The 24,000-nt window shown below is 52.3% G+C and carries 20 protein-coding genes and 1 riboswitch; of the genes, 8 read left to right on the top strand and 12 right to left on the bottom strand.

Annotation, left to right across the window (positions count from 1 at the left end; all coding sequences use genetic code 11):
- The first annotated feature begins 1 nt into the window (after position 1).
- Complete coding sequence (locus ACI1P2_RS29355) at positions 2–2,866, top strand: Ig-like domain-containing protein (RefSeq protein ID WP_355325750.1); 2,865 nt, start codon at positions 2–4, stop codon at positions 2,864–2,866.
- A gap of 98 nt (positions 2,867–2,964) precedes the next feature.
- Here the strand turns inward: ACI1P2_RS29355 and sdaAA are convergent, their stop codons facing one another.
- From sdaAA to ACI1P2_RS29325, 6 genes are all read right to left on the bottom strand, one after another.
- Positions 2,965–3,867 (bottom strand): L-serine ammonia-lyase, iron-sulfur-dependent, subunit alpha, encoded by a 903-nt coding sequence (gene sdaAA / locus ACI1P2_RS29350; protein ID WP_355325747.1) that lies wholly within the window; start codon positions 3,865–3,867, stop codon positions 2,965–2,967.
- Positions 3,868–3,892: 25 nt separating this feature from the next.
- Positions 3,893–4,579: an L-serine ammonia-lyase, iron-sulfur-dependent subunit beta gene (gene sdaAB / locus ACI1P2_RS29345; protein ID WP_355325744.1), complete on the bottom strand. Its 687-nt coding sequence runs from the start codon at positions 4,577–4,579 to the stop codon at positions 3,893–3,895.
- Between the two features lie 182 nt (positions 4,580–4,761).
- A riboswitch (glycine riboswitch) is annotated at positions 4,762–4,876 on the bottom strand.
- 94 nt (positions 4,877–4,970) lie between these two features.
- On the bottom strand, positions 4,971–5,621 hold the full coding sequence (locus tag ACI1P2_RS29340) for an amino acid ABC transporter permease (protein ID WP_355325741.1): 651 nt from the start codon (positions 5,619–5,621) through the stop codon (positions 4,971–4,973).
- A 15-nt stretch (positions 5,622–5,636) separates the two neighbouring features.
- A complete protein-coding gene (locus ACI1P2_RS29335; protein ID WP_355325737.1) occupies positions 5,637–6,296 on the bottom strand; it encodes an amino acid ABC transporter permease in 660 nt (219 codons plus the stop codon).
- A gap of 73 nt (positions 6,297–6,369) precedes the next feature.
- Positions 6,370–7,215: a transporter substrate-binding domain-containing protein gene (locus tag ACI1P2_RS29330; protein WP_355325734.1), complete on the bottom strand. Its 846-nt coding sequence runs from the start codon at positions 7,213–7,215 to the stop codon at positions 6,370–6,372.
- Between the two features lie 29 nt (positions 7,216–7,244).
- Positions 7,245–7,973 (bottom strand): amino acid ABC transporter ATP-binding protein, encoded by a 729-nt coding sequence (locus ACI1P2_RS29325; RefSeq protein ID WP_355325786.1) that lies wholly within the window; start codon positions 7,971–7,973, stop codon positions 7,245–7,247.
- 338 nt (positions 7,974–8,311) lie between these two features.
- Between ACI1P2_RS29325 and ACI1P2_RS29320 the strand changes: the two genes are divergently transcribed.
- A complete protein-coding gene (locus ACI1P2_RS29320; RefSeq protein WP_355325732.1) occupies positions 8,312–8,773 on the top strand; it encodes a cupin domain-containing protein in 462 nt (153 codons plus the stop codon).
- Between the two features lie 213 nt (positions 8,774–8,986).
- Positions 8,987–10,252, top strand: coding sequence for a DUF445 domain-containing protein (locus ACI1P2_RS29315; RefSeq protein ID WP_355325729.1), 1,266 nt, complete (start codon positions 8,987–8,989; stop codon positions 10,250–10,252).
- Positions 10,253–10,551: 299 nt separating this feature from the next.
- Here the strand turns inward: ACI1P2_RS29315 and ACI1P2_RS29310 are convergent, their stop codons facing one another.
- The 6 genes from ACI1P2_RS29310 to ACI1P2_RS29285 all read right to left on the bottom strand — a co-directional run bounded on the left by ACI1P2_RS29310 (position 10,552) and on the right by ACI1P2_RS29285 (position 17,685).
- Positions 10,552–11,298 (bottom strand): YcnI family copper-binding membrane protein, encoded by a 747-nt coding sequence (locus ACI1P2_RS29310; RefSeq protein ID WP_355325726.1) that lies wholly within the window; start codon positions 11,296–11,298, stop codon positions 10,552–10,554.
- 84 nt (positions 11,299–11,382) lie between these two features.
- Entirely contained in the window at positions 11,383–13,086 is a 1,704-nt protein-coding gene (locus ACI1P2_RS29305; protein WP_355325723.1) for a copper resistance CopC/CopD family protein, read from the bottom strand.
- Between the two features lie 254 nt (positions 13,087–13,340).
- Entirely contained in the window at positions 13,341–14,003 is a 663-nt protein-coding gene (locus tag ACI1P2_RS29300; RefSeq protein WP_355325720.1) for a response regulator transcription factor, read from the bottom strand.
- A complete protein-coding gene (locus ACI1P2_RS29295) occupies positions 14,000–14,842 on the bottom strand; it encodes a sensor histidine kinase (protein WP_355325717.1) in 843 nt (280 codons plus the stop codon). Before ACI1P2_RS29295 ends, ACI1P2_RS29300 begins: the two co-directional genes overlap by 4 nt.
- A 105-nt stretch (positions 14,843–14,947) precedes the next feature.
- Positions 14,948–16,792: a bifunctional diguanylate cyclase/phosphohydrolase gene (locus ACI1P2_RS29290; protein WP_355325714.1), complete on the bottom strand. Its 1,845-nt coding sequence runs from the start codon at positions 16,790–16,792 to the stop codon at positions 14,948–14,950.
- A 302-nt stretch (positions 16,793–17,094) separates the two neighbouring features.
- Positions 17,095–17,685, bottom strand: a complete 591-nt coding sequence (locus ACI1P2_RS29285) for a DUF5317 domain-containing protein (RefSeq protein WP_355325711.1) — start codon at positions 17,683–17,685, stop codon at positions 17,095–17,097.
- A gap of 467 nt (positions 17,686–18,152) precedes the next feature.
- Between ACI1P2_RS29285 and ACI1P2_RS29280 the strand changes: the two genes are divergently transcribed.
- The 5 genes from ACI1P2_RS29280 to ACI1P2_RS29260 form a co-directional block, all read left to right on the top strand.
- Positions 18,153–18,491 (top strand): metal-sensitive transcriptional regulator, encoded by a 339-nt coding sequence (locus ACI1P2_RS29280; protein ID WP_355325783.1) that lies wholly within the window; start codon positions 18,153–18,155, stop codon positions 18,489–18,491.
- A 22-nt stretch (positions 18,492–18,513) separates the two neighbouring features.
- Positions 18,514–18,714: a copper ion binding protein gene (locus ACI1P2_RS29275; RefSeq protein WP_355325708.1), complete on the top strand. Its 201-nt coding sequence runs from the start codon at positions 18,514–18,516 to the stop codon at positions 18,712–18,714.
- A 121-nt stretch (positions 18,715–18,835) separates the two neighbouring features.
- Positions 18,836–21,265, top strand: coding sequence for a heavy metal translocating P-type ATPase (locus ACI1P2_RS29270; RefSeq protein WP_355325705.1), 2,430 nt, complete (start codon positions 18,836–18,838; stop codon positions 21,263–21,265).
- An 877-nt stretch (positions 21,266–22,142) separates the two neighbouring features.
- The gene (locus ACI1P2_RS29265; protein ID WP_355325702.1) at positions 22,143–23,297 is read left to right on the top strand and encodes a YhgE/Pip domain-containing protein; all 1,155 of its coding nucleotides are present in this window, start codon (positions 22,143–22,145) and stop codon (positions 23,295–23,297) included.
- Positions 23,298–23,410: 113 nt separating this feature from the next.
- The coding region (locus tag ACI1P2_RS29260; protein WP_355325699.1) for a TetR family transcriptional regulator at positions 23,411–24,000 on the top strand (590 nt) is incomplete at its 3' end.

Raw genomic sequence — 24,000 nt, 5'->3', positions numbered from 1 at the left:
TTTGAGGAACCGTTTGACCAAACCGCTTGCGATCATGCTGTCCTTCCTGCTGCTGCTCGTCGGTGCCGCACCGGCGTGGGCTGCAAGTGCTGCTGTTTCGAAAATTGTTCTTTCAGCGAACAGCGGCCAGCTGATGGTTGGCGAAACGTTAAAGCTGACCGCTACTGCTATATATAGCGACGCCAAGACATCGGATGTAACGATCAATGCCGATTGGACAAGTGACGACACTTCCATTGCTTCCGTATATAACGGTACAGTTACCGCGAAGTCGGTGGGAACGGCAACGATCGTTGCTATTTTCAAGGACGGGGACGGCAAAACATTTTCCCAATCGGCTTCAATCACAGTCACCAAGAAAGTGAAAGCATTGACTGCAGATGTTATGAGCCTGAATATCCGCAAAGGAACTTCTGAACAAATTACACTTACAGCCACTTACAGTGATAATACGACAGACAATACCGTGGCCAATGAGGCGGAGTGGGCATCCAGCAATTCCGCTGTTGCAACGGTCGTGAATGGAGCAGTAACGGGTGTTGGAGCCGGGACAGCTACCATTACTGGCGTATACGGCAAGCAGACAGTGTCCGTTGAAGTCACTGTGGATGTGGTGAAGCGCATTACACCAAGCACCACGGACGTCTCCCTTCTGCTTAGCGATGCTCCGGAGAAGGTCACGTTGACGGCAACTTTTCCTGACGGAACGACCGAGGACGTAACGGCGAATGCCGAGTGGTCCTCCAGTGATGAAACGGTGGCCGATGTGCTGAAAGGCAGCATTACCCCTTATAAGCAGGGAACCGCAGTCATTAAGGCAGAGTACGGAACGAAGACGGTGACCATCAACGTAACGGTCGAAAAAACAAGCAAGCTGACTGTCGACAATGAGGACCTTTATCTCGAAATTGGCGGGGAAAAGCAGCTTAAATTGACGGCTTCTTATCCTGAGGCCGCTGCCAAGGATGTTACGGCTGACGCTCAGTGGACATCGAGCGATGAGAGCATTGCCAGCGTGTATAAAGGAAAAGTCACCGGCAATAAAGCAGGAGCAGCAACGATCACTGCCAAATACGGGGACAGAACGGTAACGATCAAGGTAAGCGTGGAGGTTGCCCGTTATCTTGACTTTAACCAAAGCCAGGTAAATCTTGATTCGGTTGGCGGGAAACAGCAGCTGGAGCTGACTGCGACGTTTGCGGACGGTACCCGTAAAAATGTGACAGCAAGCGCTTCTTATACGTCCAGCAACCCGTCTGTAGCAGATGTGAAGGAAGGCTATGTGATTGGTTACAGTGCAGGTACCACAACGATTACTGCAAGCTACGGCACACAGACGGCAACCCTTCCTGTAAAGGTGGGCCAGGTCAACAAGCTGAGCGTGGATAAATCAGAAGTCTATCTTGATGTCAAAGGCACTCATCAGCCTGTGTTGAAGGATGAAAATGGAACTGATGTTACGAGCCAGGCAACGTGGGCATCAAGCAACGAGGATATTGCCTATGTGTCCGATGGAGGACTGATCACGGCTTATAACTCCGGGACCGCTACGGTTACAGCGACATATGGCGGTAAATCGGCCACCATTACCGTAAATGTAGAGACGGCATCCCATTTGGACATCGGCAGCTCGAAAATTTCCATGTCCCCGAATGGCGAACCCGTTCAATTGACAGCCAAAGTAACCTATACGGACGGATCGACGGAGGTTGTAACGGATAGCGCGACCTGGACATCGGATAAGGACAGTATTGTATATGTAAACAAGGGTAAGCTGACGGCTTACAACAAAGGGACTGCGGTTATTACCGCAACCTACAATGGCAAAACAGCAACAGTTACCGTTACAGTTGGCGAGCCTACGAAGCTGGAAGTGAAATCCAAATCACTCGTTCTCGATATTGATGATACGTATCAGCAGCAGCTGACGGTAACCTACAAAGATGGAACAACGGAAGATGTAACGAATGAAGCGGAATGGACCACAAGCAGCGCCAAAGCTGCGACGGTGGATTCTTCAGGCCTGATCACAGGTATTTCCGAGGGCGAAGCCACTATAACTGCAACCTATGGGAGTCTGAAAGCGACCGTTAAAGTGGAAGTTGGCCTTGCTGCTGAGCTTGAGGCTGATAAGTTTCTGATTGTCATGTCGGCCGGAGATGAACCACAACTGATTACACTCACAGCAACGAATTCGAAGGGCGATACAAGAAATGTAACGAAAGACGCGGAATGGTCTTCAAGCAGTACGGCGATTGCTTCCATCAAAAACGGCTATGTCACTGCTTATAAAAAAGGCAAAGCGAATATTACTGCAAAATATGGCGGCCAAAAGGTAACCATTACGGTTCAGGTAGACACGGCCACCAAAATTACAGCATCTGAAGTTGCCCTTTCGCTAAAAACCGGTGAAACAGGTAATCTTAAAATTACAGCAACGCTAAGCGACGGTTCGAAAGTCGACGTCACTAATAAAGCAGAATGGACAACAGGCAGCTACAAGGTGGCAACCGTGAAAGGCGGTACCGTAACGGCAACCGGATATGGAAAGACCAATATTACGGCAAAATACGGCGGTAAAACGGTCAGAGTGCCGGTTACGGTAGATGCACTGAAATACCTTGAAACCAGCGAGGTGTTGTTGAACCTTACTGTCGGCCAGCAGGTACAACTGACCGGAACGGCTACGTATATGGACGGTTCGGAGGGGGATGTAACGAAAAAAGGGGTGTGGGCCTCCTCCAGAATTCTTGTGGCTACGGCCAAAGACGGAGTGATAAAAGGCATCAGCAAAGGGAAAACCAACGTCACTCTGAAGTTTGCAGGCAAGACAGCCAAGGTTGTTGTCAATGTAACAGAAAAATAATTGGGTTATTAGCAGAAAGGCCGCTCCCGCTTAAACGGGAACGGCCTTCTTCTGTTATGTGCATGATGGCTTTGTACGCTGCTGAAGCAAGAACGGAACTAACTCTTATCCCTTGCCTCTGCCTTGCGACTGCCGGCCAGCGCTTCTGTCATCCGTCGGCCTGTCGGGGTTTGGGCAAGGCCGCCTTTGGCGGTCTCCCGGTGCTTGACGGGCATGGCGCTGCCAACTTCAAGCATGACGTCAATGACTTCATCCGATGGAATGGCACTGCGCACACCTGCCAGTGCCATATCGGCCGCAGCCAGAGCTGTTACCGCCCCGAGCCCGTTGCGCACGATACAGGGGATCTCGACGAGACCGGCAACGGGATCGCAGATCAGGCCCAGCGTGTTTTTCAGGGCCAGGCCGACAGCATGAACCGCCTGCTCGGGAGTGCCGCCGCGCAGCTCGACCATAGCGCCTGCAGCCATGCCGATGGCGGAGCCAATCTCAGCCTGGCAGCCTCCTTCGGCGCCGGAGATAAATGAGTTATTGGCGATCACATAACCGATGGCTCCCGCCGTGAAGAGGCCGCGAACCATATGCTCATCCGTCCATCCGAATCTCTCCTGCGCACTGATGAACACCCCTGGAATGACACCGCAGGAGCCGGCTGTAGGCGTAGCCACAATCCGGCCCATTGAGGCATTTACTTCGGAGACGGAAAGGGCGTAGGCCATGGCGAGCGCAGAGCCTTCTCCTGAGCAGGTTTCTCCCGACCGGAGATACTCCGCCACCCGTTTGCCGTCTCCGCCCGTTAAACCGCTGCGTGATACGGTATCCTCCGTCAGGCCGCGGCGTACGGCTTCCTTCATCACCTCGTAATAGTCGGCCATCTGACTGATCACGTCCTGGGCAGGCGTGTCCGTCTCCCGGGATTGTTCTTCAATCATTAGTGCGCTGATTGTTTTGGACTCCTGTTTGCAGATTTTGCTGATTTCGTGAAGATGACTGAAACGCATAGGTTTTTGCTCCTTTTAATATCTTCTATGGCTGCCGCCTGTTTTTGCTGCGGATATCGATATTTCTCACTTCATACATATGGGTTAGTGATTGCAGCTCGGTGATGACCTGTTCAGGGACAGCGCTGTCCGTCTCAATCGCTGTTAAAGCCTCACCGTCCCGCCCTTTGCGGTCAACATGCATATAAGCGATATTCACCCCTGCTGCCCCGAGTGAGGAGGTTACAGCCCCAAGCATGCCCGGCTTGTCGGAATGAAGCAGGATCAGAGCCGGGAATTCACCCGTCAAATTGACGCGGAACTCATTGAGTTGCTGCACATTTATATTTCCTCCGCCAATGGATGAACCGAGCAGCGTGCGCTTTTCACCGCCGCGCTGCAGTTCGAACCGGACCGTATTGGGGTGAGGAGCGGGGAGGCCGCTCGTAACAAACTCAAAGGTCATCCCGGCCTGCTTCGCACACTGCTCAGCATCGGGGATGCGGGCATCATCTGTGTCATAATCAAGCAGGCCGCCCAGCAGGGCCAGATCCGTCCCATGTCCTTTGTAAGTATCCGCGAAAGAGCCGTACAGTGTCATTTTGGCATGTTCAGGCACTCCACCAAGCCAGTGCCGGGCCATGCGGCCAAGGCGCACGGCACCGGCTGTATGCGAGCTTGACGGACCCGTCATGGCCGGGCCGATGATGGAGAATACATCCTTGAAGCGCACTTATCCATTCCTCCTTAATATGGTGCAGTATTCATTCACTTACTACGTTAATATGTAAGCGCAAAAAAAGGACAGAACAAGGAAATAGTCCCTTGTCTCTGTCCTTTGTACCTGAGAGTTTCTGACAGGCCTTGACCCGTCTTACCCCTTTGGTGGCTAAAAAAACGCACTCTCCAGAGCTGCGTCAGCTGGCGGTACATGTACCTGAGAGATTAACTGCCGGCCGGGTGCCGTGCAGCTTGCTCCTTCGGTGCCCTGTATCCTAAAAATCGATCAGGTCTCTCCCGTCAGCCTCATCCGCGGTGGTATTCAATTCAATGATTCAAATTAAGAGTAAAGGATAGCCGTAAACGTGTCAATGCTCATTGACCCATGACTAGCTCATGACTGTTCAGTGGGTCCGTACTTCCAGCTTCCTGGCAATTAGCGACATGCTGTAGTTCACGGCAAAATATAGGAAAGCCGCAAACAGTAGGGCAGGAACAACGAACGACTGGTTCTGAGCGCCGGCAATCTGCGCGCTGTGCGTCAGCTCAGGCAGCGAGATAATGACCGCCAGCGACGTATCTTTCATCAATGAAATATACTGGCTGACCAATGGCGGTATCATGCGCCGCAGGCCCTGCGGAAGAATGATATGCCACAGCGTCTGAACGTAATTCAGACCTGAAGACCGTGCGGCCTCAATCTGCCCTTTGTCAACAGACTTCAAGCCGCTGCGCACAACCTCGGCAATCATGGCCCCTTCGAAAATGGACAAACCGATGATGGCGGACCATTTCAAATCGACATCAAATCCGAGCGGCTTCAGGACGAGGAACAGGAAATAAATGATGAGCAGAAGCGGCAGGTTGCGGATCAGGTCAATAATGGTGGCAGCCGCCTGCGAAATAACAGGAATTCGGGTATAACGTAAAATTCCGAATATGATGCCCGCGATTGTGCTGATAACAATGGACCAGATGCCGACTTCCAACGTAAGGAGGAAACCCTGCAGTATAAATTTGACGTTAGGCCCAGTAAATAATCCTGTAAAATCCATAACAGGCTTCCCTCCTTAAGATGTTTTGGCCAGCCGCTTTTCCAGGTACAGCATGAAAAAGCTGAGCGGAAGGGTAACGACCAGATATAATAAAGCGGTGAACGCATAAACGCTGACAGGCAAGAATGTCTCCGAGTTGATCCGGTCGGACATCAGCATCAAATCCGCGCCGGCAACGACGGCAAGAATGGATGAGTTCTTGAACAAGTTAATGAACTGATTGCCGATGGCCGGCAGCGCAATCTTGATGGCCTGCGGCAGAATGATATGGATCATCGTTTGATTATACGTCAAACCGGACGAACGCCCTGCTTCCATCTGGCCTTTGGGCACCGTCTGAATGCCCGCCCGTATGGCTTCCGCTATATAAGCGGCGGTATAAATGGACAATCCAATAGTGCCTGAAGCAAAACCATCAAGGTTGATGCCGAGAGGACCAAGACCCAAATAGAAAATATAGACCGTAATCAACAGCGGGATATTCCGGAAGATTTCCACATAAACGGTACCAAGCCAATTCAGCGGCTTGAAGGGTGCTATCCGGAAAATGGCAATCAAGGCCCCAAGCAGAAAGCTTGACACAAGAGCAATCAAGCTGACCTTGATGGTGTTCAGGAAGCCTTCCATGTACAGGTCCCAATAATTGAACAGGACATTAACGTCAAAAGTTAGCATGTGCGGATCACACCTCCGTTAACCGATGGCAAGAAAGAAGGAGCACGCTGCTGCGGCTCCTTCCGCCATTCTCTTATTCAGGTTTAACGCCAAGCCATTGCTCATAAAGTTTGTCATATTCGCCGCTTGATTTCAGGTCAGCCAGCGTATCGTTTACTGCCTGCAGCAAATCAGTGGAGCCCTTCTTGACTGCGATGCCGTATGGTTCGTCAGTGAAGTTGCCGCCGACCAGCTGGAAGTTCGGGTCCTGCTGCTGCATACCAAGCAGAATTGCGTTGTCTGTAGTCAGAGCGTCGCCTTTATTGGCTTTGAGCGCGTTGAATGCGTCCTGATAGTTTTCAAACTCAAGTACTTCGGCATCCGGAGCCTTTTCCCTGATATTTTTTACGGAGGTGGAGCCTTTAACGGCCAGGACGGTTGTGCCTTTAGTTAAAGAATCTAAGCCGGTAATCGGGCTGCCTTTCGGAACGAGCAGAGACTGGCCTGCTTCAAAATATACGTCGCTGAAGTCTACCTGCTGTTTGCGTTCTTCCGTAATCGTCATGGTAGCGATGATCATGTCGATGTCACCGTTTTGCAGAAGCGGAATACGGGTCTTCGAAGTAACTTCCTTCAGTTCAATCTTGGATTCATCACCGAAAATATGTTTTGCGACTTGTTTTGCGACATCCACGTCGAAGCCTTCGATGTCACCGGTGCTGGTGTTTTTCAGACCGAACAGCTTCGTGTCGCTCTTAACACCGACAACGAGCTTGCCGCGCGCCTTGATGGCCTCCAGAGCGCTTTCCGCTTTCCCGCCGGACTCACCGGAAGTGCCGGTGGTTGTGCCGGATGAACCATTGCTGCCGCATGCGGCGAGTACCAGAGCGAAAGAGAGGGCTAGCAGCAAAAGTGCGTTCCATTTCAAACCTTTTTTCATGAAAATGAACCCCTTTCAAGCTTATATATTTAGTGGTTGATCAAACGGCTAAGGAACGTGCGTGCACGTTCTTCACGCGGCTCGGCAAAAAACTCGTCCGGTGTGCTGTCTTCCAGGATTTGACCCTGATCCATGAAAATGACCCGGTCAGCAACCTCGCGGGCAAAGCCCATTTCATGGGTTACAATAACCATGGTCATGCCGTCATGAGCAAGAGAACGCATAACATCAAGCACTTCACCAATCGTCTCGGGATCGAGGGCCGACGTTGGCTCATCAAACAGCATGACCTCGGGCTTCATGGCAAGCCCCCGTGCGATGGCGACACGCTGCTGCTGTCCTCCGGACAACTGGGAAGGGTAGCTCTGTGCCTTGTCTTCAATACCGACCCGCTTCAAATAAGTCATGGCTGTTGCGGCGGCCTCCGATTTGGATACCCCCAGTACCTTGGTTGGAGCAAGCACGATGTTATCAATTACCCGCTTATGCGGATAAAGATTAAAATGCTGGAATACCATGCCGATATTGCGGCGGAATTTGTTGATGTCCACTTTCTTGTCATGAAGCGCCACTCCGTTGACAAACAGCTCGCCGCTGGAGATCGTCTCCAGACGGTTCATGCAGCGGAGCAGCGTGCTTTTGCCGGAACCGGAAGGACCGATAATAACAACAACTTGGCCTTCTTCGATCGTCAGGTTAATGTCTTTCAGGACTTGAAAGCTGCCGTAATGTTTGTTGACGTTCCGAAACTGAATCAGAACAAGCCCCCCTTTATCTGTGTTAAGCCCCAGGTTCAGTAGTTAGTGTCTATGCGCCTCATTTTAATAATATGTTTGTTAAATAAAACCATTTTTGTTATGTAAGCTAATAGAACACGTAGAAAATAGTTAACTAATGATACAATGAGATTATCGGAAATTCAAGGATTTTCTGTGAAGAAAGATAACACAGGATTAAGATATGGAAGCATAAGCATATAGTAAAGGAAGCAGAGAATCCCACGACTGCTGCGTGACAAATGCATGTAAGTGTTTTACAGTAGAGGAAGCGTCTCTGGTTGATAAGGCTATATTTTTAACAAAGGAAGGTAATTATTATGAGCAAACCTATTTCCCCGCTGGTGGCGGCATTACATATGGAACCGCATCCTGAAGGCGGATGGTACAAGGAGATGTGGAAGGCCAATTTCCAAATTCCGAAACCGGTGCTGCCAGATATGTATTCCGGCCCCCGCTTTGCGGCGTCCTCCACGTATTTTCTGCTCCATCCCGGCGAGTTTTCCGAGTGGCATGTAGTTCACTCCGACGAGCTCTGGCTGTATCACAGCGGGAGCCCCATTGAGCTGAAGCTGGGAGGCAGCGGCGAAGAGCCTGGTGAGGAAACGGTCATTATTGTAGGTGCTGATGTGGAGAAGGGAGAATCCCCGCAGGCGCTTGTTCCGGGAGGTGTGTGGCAGACAGCCCGCCCGCTCGGCGATGAGCCGGTACTTGTTACTTGCGTGGTGGCCCCGGGCTTCCATTTTGATGATTTCAAGCTGTATTCCCGTCCGCAGGGATGATTATAAAAATATGAATTGGAGTTAAGAAAAAGGGACTGACGCGCGGTCTGGGGACCGGCGGCAAGTCCCTTTTTGCCATGAACCGGAACTTCTTCGTGCAGAAGTAGGCTGCTAATGAGGGCTGCTGTTTGGGATTTTTGCCGTACGATGATAATATGGTGCCAAAGGGTATTTTCAGTTATAAGGGCATTGGCACTGTTTGGAGGATAGATTATGGCAAAACCGAGACAGAAAAGACAGACGAAAAAAGCGGCTACTTGGTCGCTTGTCATAATGGGGGCGGGATTTGCGGCATCCCTTCCGTTTCAGCAGTACGGCGCTGTCCGCCTGCTGGCAGGCGCATTCGAGGCCGGAATGGTTGGCGGTCTGGCGGACTGGTTCGCCGTCACGGCGCTGTTCCGCCATCCGCTGGGCATTCCGATTCCGCATACGGCGCTGCTACCCAAGAACCGGAGCAAGCTGACAGATGCGCTGGTGAGCACGGTGGAGAATAATCTTTTGAATAAAGAAAGCATTGCGGCCAAAATCAAGGATATCCAGCTGGCCGAAATGCTGCTGAACGGGGTGGAGCAGGCGCTTGCATCCCCGAAGGCGGCAGAGGCCATCGATACGCTGGCGAAACGGCTGGTGAGCCGGCTGCCGCTGGACAGTATGGCTCCTGCCATTACGGAGGAAATCCGCAGGCAGATTACATCCCTGGATGCGGGCGCACTGCTCGAATCGCTGGCAAAGCAGACATTGGAACAGGGTTATGATCAGAAGGCGCTGGATTATGCGCTTGAGCAGGCTGAATCTTGGCTGGTGAAGCCGGAGTCCGTCATGACGCTGGGAACGATGGGGATGCAGGCCATTTCGGGCTTGCAGCTGAGCGGGCTGATGCAGTTCGCGGTTAATGCGTTTCTTGGATACCTCAATGAGGAGCGCATGGGGGAAATGATCCGCCAGTTTCTGCTGGCAAGAGTATATGAGCTGCAGATGGAGCACCATCCGCGGAGGGATGCCCTGCTGACAGGCTTGCAGGGACAGATTGAGAAGCTGGCAACGGACAACGCGGTTCATACCAGACTGAATGATTGGAAGAATGAACAGGCCGCCTCCTGGAAGGGCGAAGAAATGGTGCTGGGCAAGCTGGAGGAGCTTCGCAGTCGTCTGCTGGCTTATATGGAAGACGGGACTTATGTGCAGACGCATATCCTTCCGCTATGTGCGCGGCTGCTCGAGGACCTGCGCAAGGACGAGGAGCTGCTTGATCAGGTGAACGAGCAGATTATCTCGGCTATTACCGGATTGGTGGAGAAGAACCACAACCGGATCGGCGATCTGGTCAGAGAAAATGTGGAGAAGATGGATAATGCCACGTTGATCGCGCTTATGGAAGACAAGCTGGGACAGGATCTGCAGTGGATTCGTATCAACGGTGCGCTGACCGGCTTTTTGATCGGCATCGTGCTTACGGGGATTCGCATGCTTGTAGAGTAGAATGGGCGACTCTCCTTTTGTCCGTTGTGAGGCGCTCCAAGAACGAATCGTTCCTACAATCGCTGTTGCCCCCGAATTTCTGTGATTATATTCTTAATCGGATGAAATTCGGGGACAAAGGCGAACGCTGCGCTTTTCCGGAATCGCTTCGTTCTTTCCGCTGCAGCGTGCATATCCCTACCTTAAAACAAAAAAAGGAATCGCCCATTCGTGATGTTGGTTAGATAAAAAAGTAGAGAACAGGAGAAAGTTTCACCTGTTCTCTACTTTTTGTGTTTTTCTGTAAGTTTATATCTCTGCTATCTTCGGCTCTTTAACGCACGGAGAAGGGCCGCAACGGATAACACAAGGGCGGCAATGCTGATCACAAGCGTGGCGGTTTGCACACCGGAAGAGGCTGGTGCCGCTGCTGCTGCGGGAGCTGCTTGGGAGGAAGCATCGCTGTTGTCAGCACCGGCCTGTTCTCCATCATTGGTACCGGCTGAACCAGGTGCACCATCATGTCCTGTTTTGGCATCGTTATCCCCGCTTTGCTCCGGCGCTGCTGCGGGGTCTGCCGTCACGGTCGTCACGGAATGAGGGAGGTCGGACCCTTCGTCGCCCGTCCATTCGACGATGCTTCCATCCTTATAATACTGGAAGGCATCCCAGGCGACCTTCGTTTCCGCGGACGGATTCACGGCCACAAAGCTGAAGCGCTGGTACTGGCCGGCCAAGATTCCTTCCCCTTCAGCGGTCCAGGTCACGGTTTTAACGGCGCCGGCGTCATCGGCCGTTGTGCTGACTTTCCAGCCTGGTATTGGCTCATACTGCTTGAACTCTACGCCCTCCGGAATTTTGAGGGCTACTTTCGTAGTTGCCACATCCTTTTCGACAGGCACCTTGATCGTATAGGTTTCCCAGGCTTCCGGTTGCGAGACGGAGGGGGAGACGGTGACATGCGCGCTGGCAATGCCGGCGAACAGCAGCACCCCCGCCACGGCTGTGGAAAAAGCCGTGGATAATTTCATAAGCTTCTTCTTGAATGGCTGATCGTGCAGATTCATCAGTTTATTTCTCCTTTTAAAATAAAAATTTCAGACTGCTGCTTTGAAGCTTGAGAAGATACTTCCTGCCCTTCAGAGGCCGAGCTACGGACCGGCAACAGGAAGCTCAAAATCGGCATCGATGGAATCGAGGGAGCCGGTTAGAGCATGCACCCGCACGGTCCAGGTGCCTGAGGCCGCCAGCAGCTCACTGGCTGTGAACGGCTGAGCTGCCTGGCCGGGAATGACGATTTCCTGGCTTTGGCCGCCGCCGGCTTCAGGGGTCAGCGTCAGCGTTACCTGCTGAATGCCGGCAACAGGCTCTCCGCCCTTATCGCGGAACCAGACCTGGAAGCTGTTGCTGCCTACTCTGGCCGGGTCAACAGCCAGCTCGACCGTATAGCTGCCTGCGGCTGCTGTCTGCCGGAAGGGGCCGCCTTCCGAGCTGGTCTCTGCCTCCGCCGTGGGGGACAGATGGGTGAGCAGCGCGGCCAGCAGCAGCACGAGGACGCCGACGGAGAGCTCCCAGCGGCCGGCAGCTCCGTTCTGCGTGCGGCCGGACGGCCGGCGGACAAGCCGGAACTGGTAAGCGGCGAAGGCAAGCATGACGATCAGCAGCGCTGTTTTGCCAAGCAGCGTATAGCCATAGCCCGTTGTAACCAGCGCGTCAAGCGAAGGCAGGTACATCAGGGCGGTATAGATGCCTGTCGCCAGCAGGGCTGCTGCAGCCGTCATGCCCCACCCGGCAAAGCGCCGCATCGTCTCGTTCCGGATACGTCCGCTCTCCGCGGCGGGAAGCTGCCGCGTGGCCGGCGGCAAGTACAGGATCATGGCAGCGAGCGCTCCAATCCAGAAGGAGGCCGCCGCCAGATGAACGAAATCGGCGGTGATGGTCAAAGCCGGGATCTGAGCGGCCGCCGCATGGCCTGTGAAGGCTTTGGCCAACATGATGCCGAGGATCAGGATGACCGCCGCATGGGACCACAACAGCCGCTTGCGCTCAGGCTGAGTATGGTCGAAAGCGTACAGCAGCAGCACGCTGAGCAGCAGCAGGGTCATGACCTGGACAAACCAGACCTTCCCTGCGGTTGTGAACTGAAGGGCTTCACCGATCAACGCCGGGGAAAAGGCACGGGTTACCGGCACCCCGGCATCCCAAGAGACCTGCAGGGGCAGGCTGACCAATACCGCCGCAGCGGTTATGGCAAAACCTGTCCAGATCAGCGCCTGTAAGCGAGCCGCTCCCGCCTCCAGCCAGTGACTGTCGCTCTCGTTATGGCTGCGCCACACGTAAAGACGGAAGCACAGCAGTCCGAACAATAGGGACAAACCCGCATAGAACAGCCAGCGTACGGCAACAAGGTCAGGGCGGGCCAAGGGAGAAGGAGCGGAAGCTCCGGTTCCGCTCGGCATCTCGCCCGCAGTGCCGACCTGAAAAGGAATAACCCCTTGAATAGGGTGTCCGTCGGCGGACAACACTCGCCAGGTTATGGTATAAACGCCGTTCGGAATATCAGCTTTCAAGTCGGCTGTAACTACCGCAGCATCGCCGGGGGACAGCGCTGCGTCTCCTGTATCCACTCTCGAACCGTCAGCGCCTCTCACCTGTACGGACAGAAACGCGGGCTGCAAATGCTCACTGAAGGTCATCTCTATGCTGGCAGGCGGCTCGCTGAGCACCTCATTGGCGGCAGGATTGGAGTCCACAAGCGAAGCATGCGCCCAAGCCATATGCGGAAACAGAAAAAGCATCGCCAAACCAAGGCTCATAAAGCCGGCTCTTAGCACGGCTTGAATGCTGCGGTTCATAGGTGCACCTCCGGTATAAATTTCGTTCAATAAGCGATTAAGCGATCTCGCTGAGTGTTCATTATAGTCTTTCATAAAAGATGGGGACATCCCCATATCGGGCTATATCATGTGAATTCAGGGCGTAAATATGACAAAAGTATGAAAAATATCACATGAAGGCATAGGAACACCAGTTTCTTCCTAATTGTTCTATATAATTGACGAATATTTCGATAAGAAAACAAGACAGGCACGGATCTGTGCCTGTCTGCTTATTTGCGGGGCCCCGTGCCGCGGTCGACCAGTCCCTGTTCCAGCGCGTAACGTGTGAGCTGGACGCGGTTTTCGAGCTGCAATTTGTGCAGAATGTTTTTTAAATGATTTTTGACAGTTTGCTCCGAGATGCCGAGCCCCTCTCCGATTTCCTTGTTCGTCTGTCCGGACGCCACCCAGTTCAGGATTTCCCGTTCGCGGGGTGTCAGGCTTTGGCCTGCTGCCGTCCGTTTCGGAGGGGCCGGGAATTCCTGCAAAATACGGTAAGCCAGTTCCTGGCTCAGCGGCGCTTCGTCACTGACTACGGCCCGCAGGTATTCCAACCAGGTGGAGGGGGACAGGTTTTTCAGCAAATACCCCTGCGCCCCCCGTTTCAACGCTTCGAATAAATGGGCCGCATCGTCGGATACGGTGATGATTACAATTTTTACGTATGGAAAACGCATCTTGATCAGTCCGGTCGCCTCCAGCCCGTCCATATCCGGCATGCGGATATCCATCAGGATCAAATCCGGCATCAGCTCCTCTGTCATGTGGAGAGCCTGCTCTCCGCCGGACGCCTCCCCGATGATCTCGAAAGCCCCGTCTTCTGCCAGAATATCGGAAATCGCCTCACGCGCATGGGCTGAATCGTCCGCGACCAGCACTCTTGTCCTGTTCATTGGGCTTGTCCCCCTTTTGAAATTTCCATTACGGTTCTATCGTCGCGCCGTTCAAATGTGAACGCCCATCCCATTTGTTCCGCTCTTTCCCTCGTAATACGCAGCCCGTACCTATCCGCCCTGTTCAGCGGGTCGCCCGCGAATCCGCGCCCGTTGTCTTCGACGATCATTCTCCAGCCCTGCTGCTGCCCTTCCTGGATTCCGCGAATGCTGATCAGGCTGGCCTGGGCATGCTTGCGGGCGTTCAGCAGCGCTTCCCGGATGCAGGCGAGCAGTTCGGCCTGTTCGCGGGCCGTCAAAGCTTCATCGGCAATATCCCACCCCACGGCAGCCTGCGGGTAGACATCATCGGCTGTCTCCCGGACCCGGTGCAGCATCGAGGGAAGAAGCGACCGGTCCGTATGATTTGGAAGATCGCGCAGGTTGGAAATGGACTGCCGGACATATCTGTCCACCTCATGCAGCGTTTTGCGGATTCCGCTCCAATGTGATGAATCCGCATCGGAGCCGATGCTGCGTTCGGTTTTATCAATTTTCACGGACAGCAGAAACAGCGACTGGGCAATGCCGTCATGCAGCTCGCGCGCAAGCATTTCTCTGGCCTGCAGCACATCCCTGGCAGCACGTTCCCGTTCAAGCTCTGCTCTGGATGCCTCCATGAGGGTAAACAGGCGTCTGAGCAGCGTTACACTGATCACAAACACAATGACCGGAGTCAGCCAGTTGCCTGTCTCCATCGAAATGACAGGCAACAGAAACTGATGCCTCACATACTCCCACAAGCCGACGATAATGGTCGGAATGATAAGAATCATCCATTTGATTTGTCTGTAATTCATACCGAATCTCCTTAAGTCATTCTTTCTTTACATTATATGAATTTATGAGGGCTTTTCCCAGACGGCAAAACAAAAGCTCCCGCCGTAAGAAATAAAAAGCGGGAGCTAGTGAAGTGAACGGATATGAGGTGAGGACAGATGAGTGCCTTTGATATAACGGATAAAAATACGGGTAAGTTCGGGATCAAATTGCGTACCGGAGCAGTCGCGCAGCTCTTCCAGCGCCTGCTCGAACGTTTTTGTCTGCTGATAGGGCCTTTCCGACGTCATCGCATCAAAGGAATCGATAATCGTAAGCATCCGGCACAGCAACGGGGTCTCATCCCCCGCGAAGCCGTAAGGATAACCGGTGCCATCATATCGCTCATGATGCAGCTCGATGAACGGAATCAGCTCTTCAAAGCGTGCGTTCGCTTCGACGATCTTTCTGCCCCAGGTGACATGACCCTGCACGAGCGTCCATTCTTCGGGGGTGAGCTTTTCTTTTTTGTTCAGGATATCCCAGGGGATTTCCAGCTTTCCGATGTCATGAATCAGCGCCCCGAGCACGAAACGGCGCTTCTCCTCCTGTCCCAGCCCCAGCACGTCGCTCATATCCATGGCGTATTTGAATACACGCTTGGAATGCTTGAAAGTATTGATATCCTTGTACAGAAACAAGCTGAGCTGCTGCTCAATATCCCGGATATCCTGGGCGAGGTCGATTTCACGTTCCATCTCATGGTGACTCCCGAACAGATGGACTACGTTTTTTCCCTGACGCTTCGCATAATACAAGGCCTTGTCGGCCTGGTCCACAAGCTGAGATTTATCGTAAATTCCGGCCTGATATTCGGAGATGCCGCCCGAGAAGGACAGGCACCCATGCGGGAAAATCTCGACCCCTTCATAACGGGAATCGTTCAGCTTTTTGCGGATGCGATTGACCACTTCGTAAGCCTGTTCGGCGGAATACCCTGGCATCAACAGGGTGAACTCCTCTCCGCCGTATCTGGAGGCGGTGATCCTGGTGTTCTCCGATTCCTTCTTCAATAGGTTTCCCAGAAATCCGAGCAGCTGATCCCCCTTCAGATGGCCGAATTGATCGTTATACTTTTTGAAGTCATCGATATCTATCAATGCAAGAGACAGGGGGAGCTTGTCTTTTCTTGCGGTCTTGAGCTCGGATTCGAGCGCATTTTCAAAATAACTGTGATTATACAAACCTGTCCGGCGGTCCATGATGGACTTTTCTTCCACATCTCTGAACATATCAAACAGCTTCTTGAAGGCGTGTGACAGCAGCATGCTCAACCCCAGGAACAGCACCAGCCCTAAAATGCCGTTGTGATAAATCAGCACGGTCAGCACCAGCGACAGAATCAGGGTGCACAGGTACACCAGCAGGGATTCGGCGACGAAAGCCCTCTGCAGCTGCTTTAGCGATCCTTCGTAGGCCAAATAGAAGTATAACCCCAGGGTGAACGTATTTACCGCAAAATAGCTGAGCATGGACACAACATATGCGATGATATAACGATCATCAAGCGGTCCCTGGGACCCTCCTGCCCATTGAAAAACGGAGGCTGCTGAAAAAATCGACAAAGCGTAAATGGAAAAATTGATAAAGTGCTTCCACCAGGAAAGCTTATAATCCCGGATCGCCGCAATCACGCTCGTCAGCAGCAGGATGAAGATGGCAATCTCGCTGCCGTGGACGAATATGCAGGCAAGATATACGGACGAGTCCATGGACTGCTTATTGCTTGCAGGCGGAAGCTGAAACGTGAAGTACTCAAGGATAAGCACGGCTCCCAGCATGGAATAGACGGTAACCCATTCCAAGGAGGAATACTGTAAAAAGGACCACTCGTTCGTATATGCTAATACTGCGGCACCAGCGAGGCATATCACAAAAGTGTAGATGCCGGTAGGGGTGATGCGCTGATGGAGAGATTTCAATAATCTCATGGGTATTATTCTCCTGCCTTGTTAGGGGGTCTTGATGTTTAACATATCAGGGTCTGTACGAAAAATCCACTTCATTTGCGATGATAAGGGCAAAAATCGACGCTGCAGGAGGGGAATACACGAAAAAAACAGGCCGGTCCCGGCCTGTCTGGGTAAATGGATACAAATCATTAACCGCCAATCTTGTATCCGGAAGTCAGAGCGATAACAACAGAAGCAATAATAACAGCGTTTACGACAATGCGTGAATATTTGATATTTTTCATCATGTTCTCCCTCCCTTCACCGTAGTATGCTGTATGTTAAGCATGATGCGGATTCACCTGTTCATTCACTTTTTTCTTTTTAACAACCATGACGCTCTGAATGAAGAGAAATATGCCAACATTCATGACGACGTCGCCGACGCTGATCACCTGGGTGCGAGGATAAGGGGCAGACAGGGGAATGATATCTCCCAAAAACGAAAGACGTGTGCTCTCATCCATCATAAAGTGCTTGGACACAGCGTCTCCGGACCGCAGCAGTTCGACATAATAAGGACCCAATACGGAGGAAGCATCCAAAGATACCGGCATACGCCCGCCGTTGACAGCCATAACGAGGAAATTCAGGAACACGCCGATCAGGATGAGCCAGAAGCCGGAATGATGTCTGTTTAGCCAGAGGAATACAAGTCCTGCCACATATACGGCCATAAACAAATAACCGTTAATGGAAGCCAGATAGGCGGAGCTTTCCTGGAAATAAAAAATGCCAAACTGAACGAGCAGCAGGACAGGGAAGATCCAGCCCGCCGTCAGCCGGATATTGCTTAATCCCGTCAAGCCCTGACGAAATCCGCCTCTGAACAGGCCGACAATCAAGCCGAGCAGCACTCCATCATATACCATAGTGTATCCCCCGTAACATGTATTGTATAAGTGATGATACAACGTGAGCGGATTCAACAAAATCCTTCGAAATAACTCTTAATTTTCTTACATTTATGCGCAAAACAATTTGTTAACAAGTGAGAATAAACCGCGAATTTTCGCGGAAAATGAAATAATGTAGATGATATACCAGAATAAAGTAAAATGATTTGGGTACTTTTTACCATTTTCATGGATATTTTTGGTCGAAAATTGTTTAATTCTGAAATCTTAAGAAAAATGTCTATCGTCGTAATTCAAGAAGACAGACCGCGTTTAGCGGAAGTTTTTCTTGCGATATCAGGATGACTATGCCAGGGAGTTTATACTTTTGCTGATATCAAAAAACGGGTTTGACATACCCCGTGGGGGTATATTATGATGTGTGTACAACACATTGGGGGAGGGAACAGCCAGTGAAGCAGCCCGAAATGGAAACAGATGTGATGCAGACCGAAGGCAGCGTCCATGCTTGCGGCCACACTGACGGCGGTGAAGAGACGGCGGTCAGGCGCAGTCATCATTCTCCTGAACTGAAAAGCAGCTTGACATCCCGGTTGAACCGGATTGAAGGACAGATCCGCGGCATCAAGGGATTGATTGAGAAAGACACATATTGCGACGATGTGTTGAATCAGATTGCGGCTGTTCAGTCTGCTTTGAACGGAGTAGGCAAGCTGCTGCTTGAAGGACACATGAAGAGCTGTGTGATCGAACGCATACAGGCGGGAGAAAACGAAGTTATTGATGAGCTTTTAGTTACTGTAAAGAAACTGATGAAATAAATACCCGGGGAGGAAATGAACAATGACCCAAGTTAAGCTGAATGTAGAAGGCATGTCCTGCAACCACTGCGTTAATGCTGTGGAGAAAGCTGTGAAAAATGCAGGAGGCAACGCCAAAGTCGATCTGGCTTCCAAGACGGTGGAGGTCGAATTTGATGAGAATAAAGCAACGCTGAAGGCAATTAAGGATGCAATAGAAGATCAGGGTTATGATGTAGTTTGAGACAGGATGGGCAGAAACCTGGCCTTTTGCAAAAACGATGGGGAGCTTCAGGGAGTGGAGCTCCTTCTTTAAGGCAGAAATTATACCCCATGGGGGTATTTCGGATAGAGGAGGATGGGAAATGAGCGCACAAGCGGAAGAAAGGGAGCAGACGACACTTCATATTACAGGCATGACGTGTACGGCTTGCGCCACCCGGATTGAAAAAGGGCTTAACCGGATGGAGGGGGTAACGGAGGCGAATGTCAATTTGGCTTTGGAGCAGGCGACGGTAACCTTTGATCCGGAGGTCACGAATCTTCAGGGCTTGCGTGACAAAGTCGGCTCTCTCGGGTACGGGACGGCCGTGGAACAGGCGGATTTTGATATTACGGGAATGACCTGCGCCGCCTGTGCCACCCGGATCGAGAAGGGACTGTCAAGAATGCCTGGCGTGACCTCGGCCAGCGTCAACCTGGCGCTGGAAACCGCGCATGTGGAGTATATGCCGGGTACGGTCAGCAGCGGGGACATTGTGAAAAAGGTGGAGCAGCTTGGCTATGGTGCAGTACCCCAGACGGAAGGTACGGACATCTCCGATGTGCGGCGGCGCGAAATCCGGCGCAAGCAATGGAAGTGGATGATCTCCGCTATCCTGTCGCTGCCGCTGTTGTGGGCGATGGTAGGGCACTTCAGCTTCACCTCCGGCATCTATGTGCCTGAGTTGTTTATGAATCCATGGTTCCAGCTCATCCTGGCGACACCCGTTCAGTTCATTATCGGCTGGCAGTTCTACGTTGGCGCATTCAAAGCACTGCGCAGCGGCAGCGCCAATATGGATGTGCTTGTGGCGCTCGGGACCTCTGCCGCTTACTTCTACAGCCTTTATCTCACCCTGGAGTCGGTTGGAATGCACGGACACGGCCAGGTTGAAATGTATTATGAGACCAGCTCGGTTCTCATTACGCTGATTCTGGTAGGCAAGTGGTTTGAGGCCGTAGCGAAGGGCCGATCCTCCGATGCCATTAAAAGTCTGATGGGGCTGCAGGCACGCACAGCCCGTGTCGTAAGGGACGGACAGGAGCTGGATGTGCCTGTCGTGCAGGTGGTGGTCGGTGATATCCTGATCGTGCGTCCGGGAGAAAAGGTTCCGGTTGACGGAGAAGTCATGGAAGGACGCTCGGCGTTGGACGAGTCGATGCTGAGCGGGGAAAGCCTGCCGGTCGAGAAACAGCCGGGTGATCCGGTCACCGGCGCAACCCTAAACAAGAATGGGCTGTTGAAGATCCGCGCAGCCCGTGTAGGCGCGGATACCACACTGGCGCGGATTATCAAAGTGGTGGAGGAAGCGCAAAGCTCCAAAGCTCCGATTCAGCGGATTGCGGATGTCATTTCAGGCATTTTTGTCCCGATTGTCGTGGGCATCGCGCTGGTGACCTTTGCGATCTGGTACTTCTTCGCCGCACCTGGCGATTTTGCAGGTTCGCTGGAGAAGGCGATTGCCGTGCTGGTCATCGCTTGTCCGTGCGCACTGGGGCTTGCTACACCGACATCGATTATGGCAGGCTCGGGGCGGGCGGCTGAATACGGCATCCTGTTCAAGGGAGGAGAGCATCTTGAAGCGGCACGGAATATCCGTACGGTAGTGCTGGATAAAACGGGTACCGTTACGAACGGCAAACCGGAACTGACGGACATAATTCCGGCATCCGATATGTCGGAAGAGCGTTTCCTTCGCTTGCTGGGAGCTGCGGAGAAGGGCTCGGAACATCCGCTGGCGGAAGCCATCGTCGCAGGGATTGCGGTTCGCTCCGTGGAGCTGCCGGAGGCTTCCGCCTTTGAGAACATCCCGGGTTATGGTGTCAGGGCTGTTGTCGAGGGCAGCACGGTATTGGCGGGCACGCGCAGGCTGATGGAACGGGAAAATGTGCAGCTTGCTTCGCAGGTTCATGAACTGATGGAGCAGTTGGAGAGCAGCGGCAAGACGGCCATGATCATTGCCGTGGATGGTTGGTATGCAGGACTTGTCGCGGTAGCCGACACGATTAAGGATACTTCGCGCGAAGCCGTGTCCCGTCTGCATGAGATGGGGGTCGAGGTGCTGATGATCACCGGTGACAACGAGCGGACGGCGCAGGCGGTGGCGGAGCAAGCCGGCATCCGCCGTGTACTGGCCGAAGTACTGCCGGAAGGAAAGGCGGACGAGGTGAAAAAGCTGCAGCAGCTTGGCGATTCTGTCGCCATGGTCGGTGATGGCATTAACGATGCTCCTGCATTGGCTACGGCGGATGTCGGTATGGCCATGGGCACAGGCACGGATGTGGCGATGGAGGCGGCGGATATTACGCTGATGCGCGGCGACTTGAACAGCATACCGGACGCGATCAAGATGAGCCGCCGCACGATGGCCAACATCAAGCAGAATCTGTTCTGGGCTTTGGCCTATAATGTCATCGGTATTCCGATCGCGGCGCTCGGTTTCCTGGCGCCTTGGTTGGCTGGAGCGGCGATGGCGTTCAGCTCGGTTTCGGTGGTGCTGAACGCATTGCGGCTGCAGCGGGTGAAGCTGTGAGGGGGGGGGCGTGCCCGGATTGTTCTTCCGATCGCTGTTGTCCCCGGATTTCCTGATTGAATTGGACAGTGGAAGAAATCCGGGGACAAAGGCGAACGCTCCGCTTCTCCAGAACAATTCCGGGCACTGGCAGGGGAGTATGCCTTGAACGCTTCGCCAGTTCAAGGGTAGGTTTGTGGGCTAGCTCGAAGATGGGGGGGCTAACTCAGCGATGGGTTGAATCGAGGACGGGCTGAATCTGAAGACGAGCTAAATCGAACTTTATTGGGGGCAAATAGCGTCTAATAAGCGGAGAAATTTGCGAATAAGTGTATCTCAGTCCGCTGGTAGGGGGGATAAGCACTTGCGTTGCATTAACTCCTGCACAAGACAACTTGTAGTCCTGATACTTTCAGATTTCCGCAAAAGCTCAGGTTTTCGAGCTGATATTTCGCTCGCCAAAAATCTAGCGGTTGTGGCAGCCGCTATTTTACGAAAAAAGACCTTTTCTAAATTCTAGCGGTTGTGACCGCCGTTATTTTCCTTAATCTAGGCGAAAATGCCCCGATCAAGCGAAATAAGCTCGATGGCAACCGCTAAAGTTTGAAATCAACGTTCTTGGAGCCAATAGCGGCTGTGGCACCCGTTAGAATAGTTTATAAGAGGGCCGCCACATCGACGGAACCAACGAAGTCCATGTTTTGTTGCTTTGCAGCAGCAAACATGGGCTTTGCTGCTGTTTTTTGGCTTATGCGGAGAGGGGAAACCGTATTAACTTTACTTTGTAAATCTAAAATGAAAATTACATAAAAATATTGACATAGAGTTTCAAAACTAATATATTTTAAACAAACGTTTGATTTAAATGTTTGATTAAATAAAATTTGGAGGATGAAACATGCTTACCGCATTAAAGCTTTATTTTCGCAAGCCAATGACCATCGTTGGCATTATTACCGCTCTGATGTTCCAGATCATTTTCAGTGTCATCTGGATGACCGCATATAGTGGAGTAACCGAACGAAGCAGCAATCTGAAAATCGCTATTGTCAACGAGGATCCTGATACAGGCAAGACGATTGCCAGTGAACTGGAAGGCAAACTGCCTTTTCAAATCGTAACCGGACTGACGGCGGATGAAGCACAAAAACAACTCAATGACAGAGAATTGCAGATGGTGATGGAAATACCGGCGGATTTTACTTCCCGGCTGACGTCACCAGCGGAGAAGGCGGAAATCCGTTACACCATCAATGAAGCCAACCCGATGACGATTAAGAGCATCATGCAGGGTGTCGAGCAGAACGTTACTTCCACAATCAACAGCCAGGCGGCCGTGCATGGAACGGAGGCGATACTTACCCAAGCCAATATCCCTGCGGCAGCAGCGGAACAAACGGCCCGGGCATTAACCGGGAAAGTGGAGTCGCAGGTAACTTCCATTCACCCAGTGGATGGGATGAACAACCAAATGGTGCCGATGATGATGGTTCTGGCTACGTTTGTGGGGTCCATGATCATGGGGCTGAATCTTCAGCAGTCTACGATGGCACTGGGCAATCAGGCAGGCAAATGGAGCAAATTTGGCGCGCGTGTGCTGATCAACGCGGGATCGGCGCTGGTAGTTTCACTTGTCGGTACGGCCTTGATCACCGTATTGGGAGGGCAGATGGAACAGGGCTTTGGACTGCTGTGGCTGTATGAAGCGCTTCTTATGCTGACCTTCATGTTCTTCACCCAAATGTTCCTGATTGTATTCGGCATGCCGGGTATGTTCTTCAACATCACTATGCTGTCCATTCAGCTTGTATCCTCGGGTGCGATGGTGCCGCGTGAAATGCTGAATGGCTTCTATCAGCATATCGGAGCATTTTTACCGGCCACCTATGCGGTCAATGGGATTATGAGCCTGCAGCTGGGAGGTCCGGGCGCCGGCCATGCGGCAGGAGTGCTTGCGCTCATTCTGTCCGTTTGTCTGGCAGTTGCCCTTCTGGCAACAGCTCTGAAGAAAAAGCCGGCAGCGGCTCCCGCGGTAATGCCGGAGACTGCATAAAAAAGCGGGAGGCGAATCTCCTTGGGGAGCTATGCTTCCCGAGGACCGCTTGATTCCCCTTCAGCAAAGATACATAATAGGACTAGCATAATGACGAAGGAGATTAGGGTGGAATGATGCAGACGGAACCGGATATCAAAATGCGCATCTTATTGGCGGCCAAAAAGCTGTTTGCCCAACACGGCTACGATGGAACAAGCGTGCGGCAGATTTGTGAGGAGGCGGGTGCCAACATAGCGCTGATATCTTACCACTTCGGGGGAAAGGATGGAGTGTATAAGGCGGTATTTGAGCACTTTTTTCCTGTTAAGGAGCTGAAAAGTGTAAATTTCGCCGATCTGGACCCCATTGAAGGTATTCGTCTGCTGGTTTCACGCATTATTCGATTGACTTACCGGGATCGGGAGCTTAGCTTTATGATCCAACAGGAAATGTTGCTGCGCTCGCCACGCAGGCAGATGGTCATGAATGTTCTGGTCGAAGTCTGGGGGCAGGTAAGATCGCTGTTGCTCAGGGGAAAGGAAGAAGGAGTATTTTCCTTCGGTTCGGCAACCAATGCCCTTGTCATGGTGATGAGTGTGGCTTTGTCCCACAAACATATGGTCAATTTTGAAGATGTGTTTGATGATGAGAAGACAGGAGTCGACATTATCGCTGCAGAAGCGGTACGGTTTATCTTTTTAGGACTAGGGGTGAAGGAAGC

The organism is Paenibacillus jiangxiensis (assembly GCF_046098255.1).
Lineage (GTDB): Bacteria > Bacillota > Bacilli > Paenibacillales > Paenibacillaceae > Paenibacillus > Paenibacillus jiagnxiensis.
This window is presented reverse-complemented; position numbering and strand designations above follow the sequence as displayed.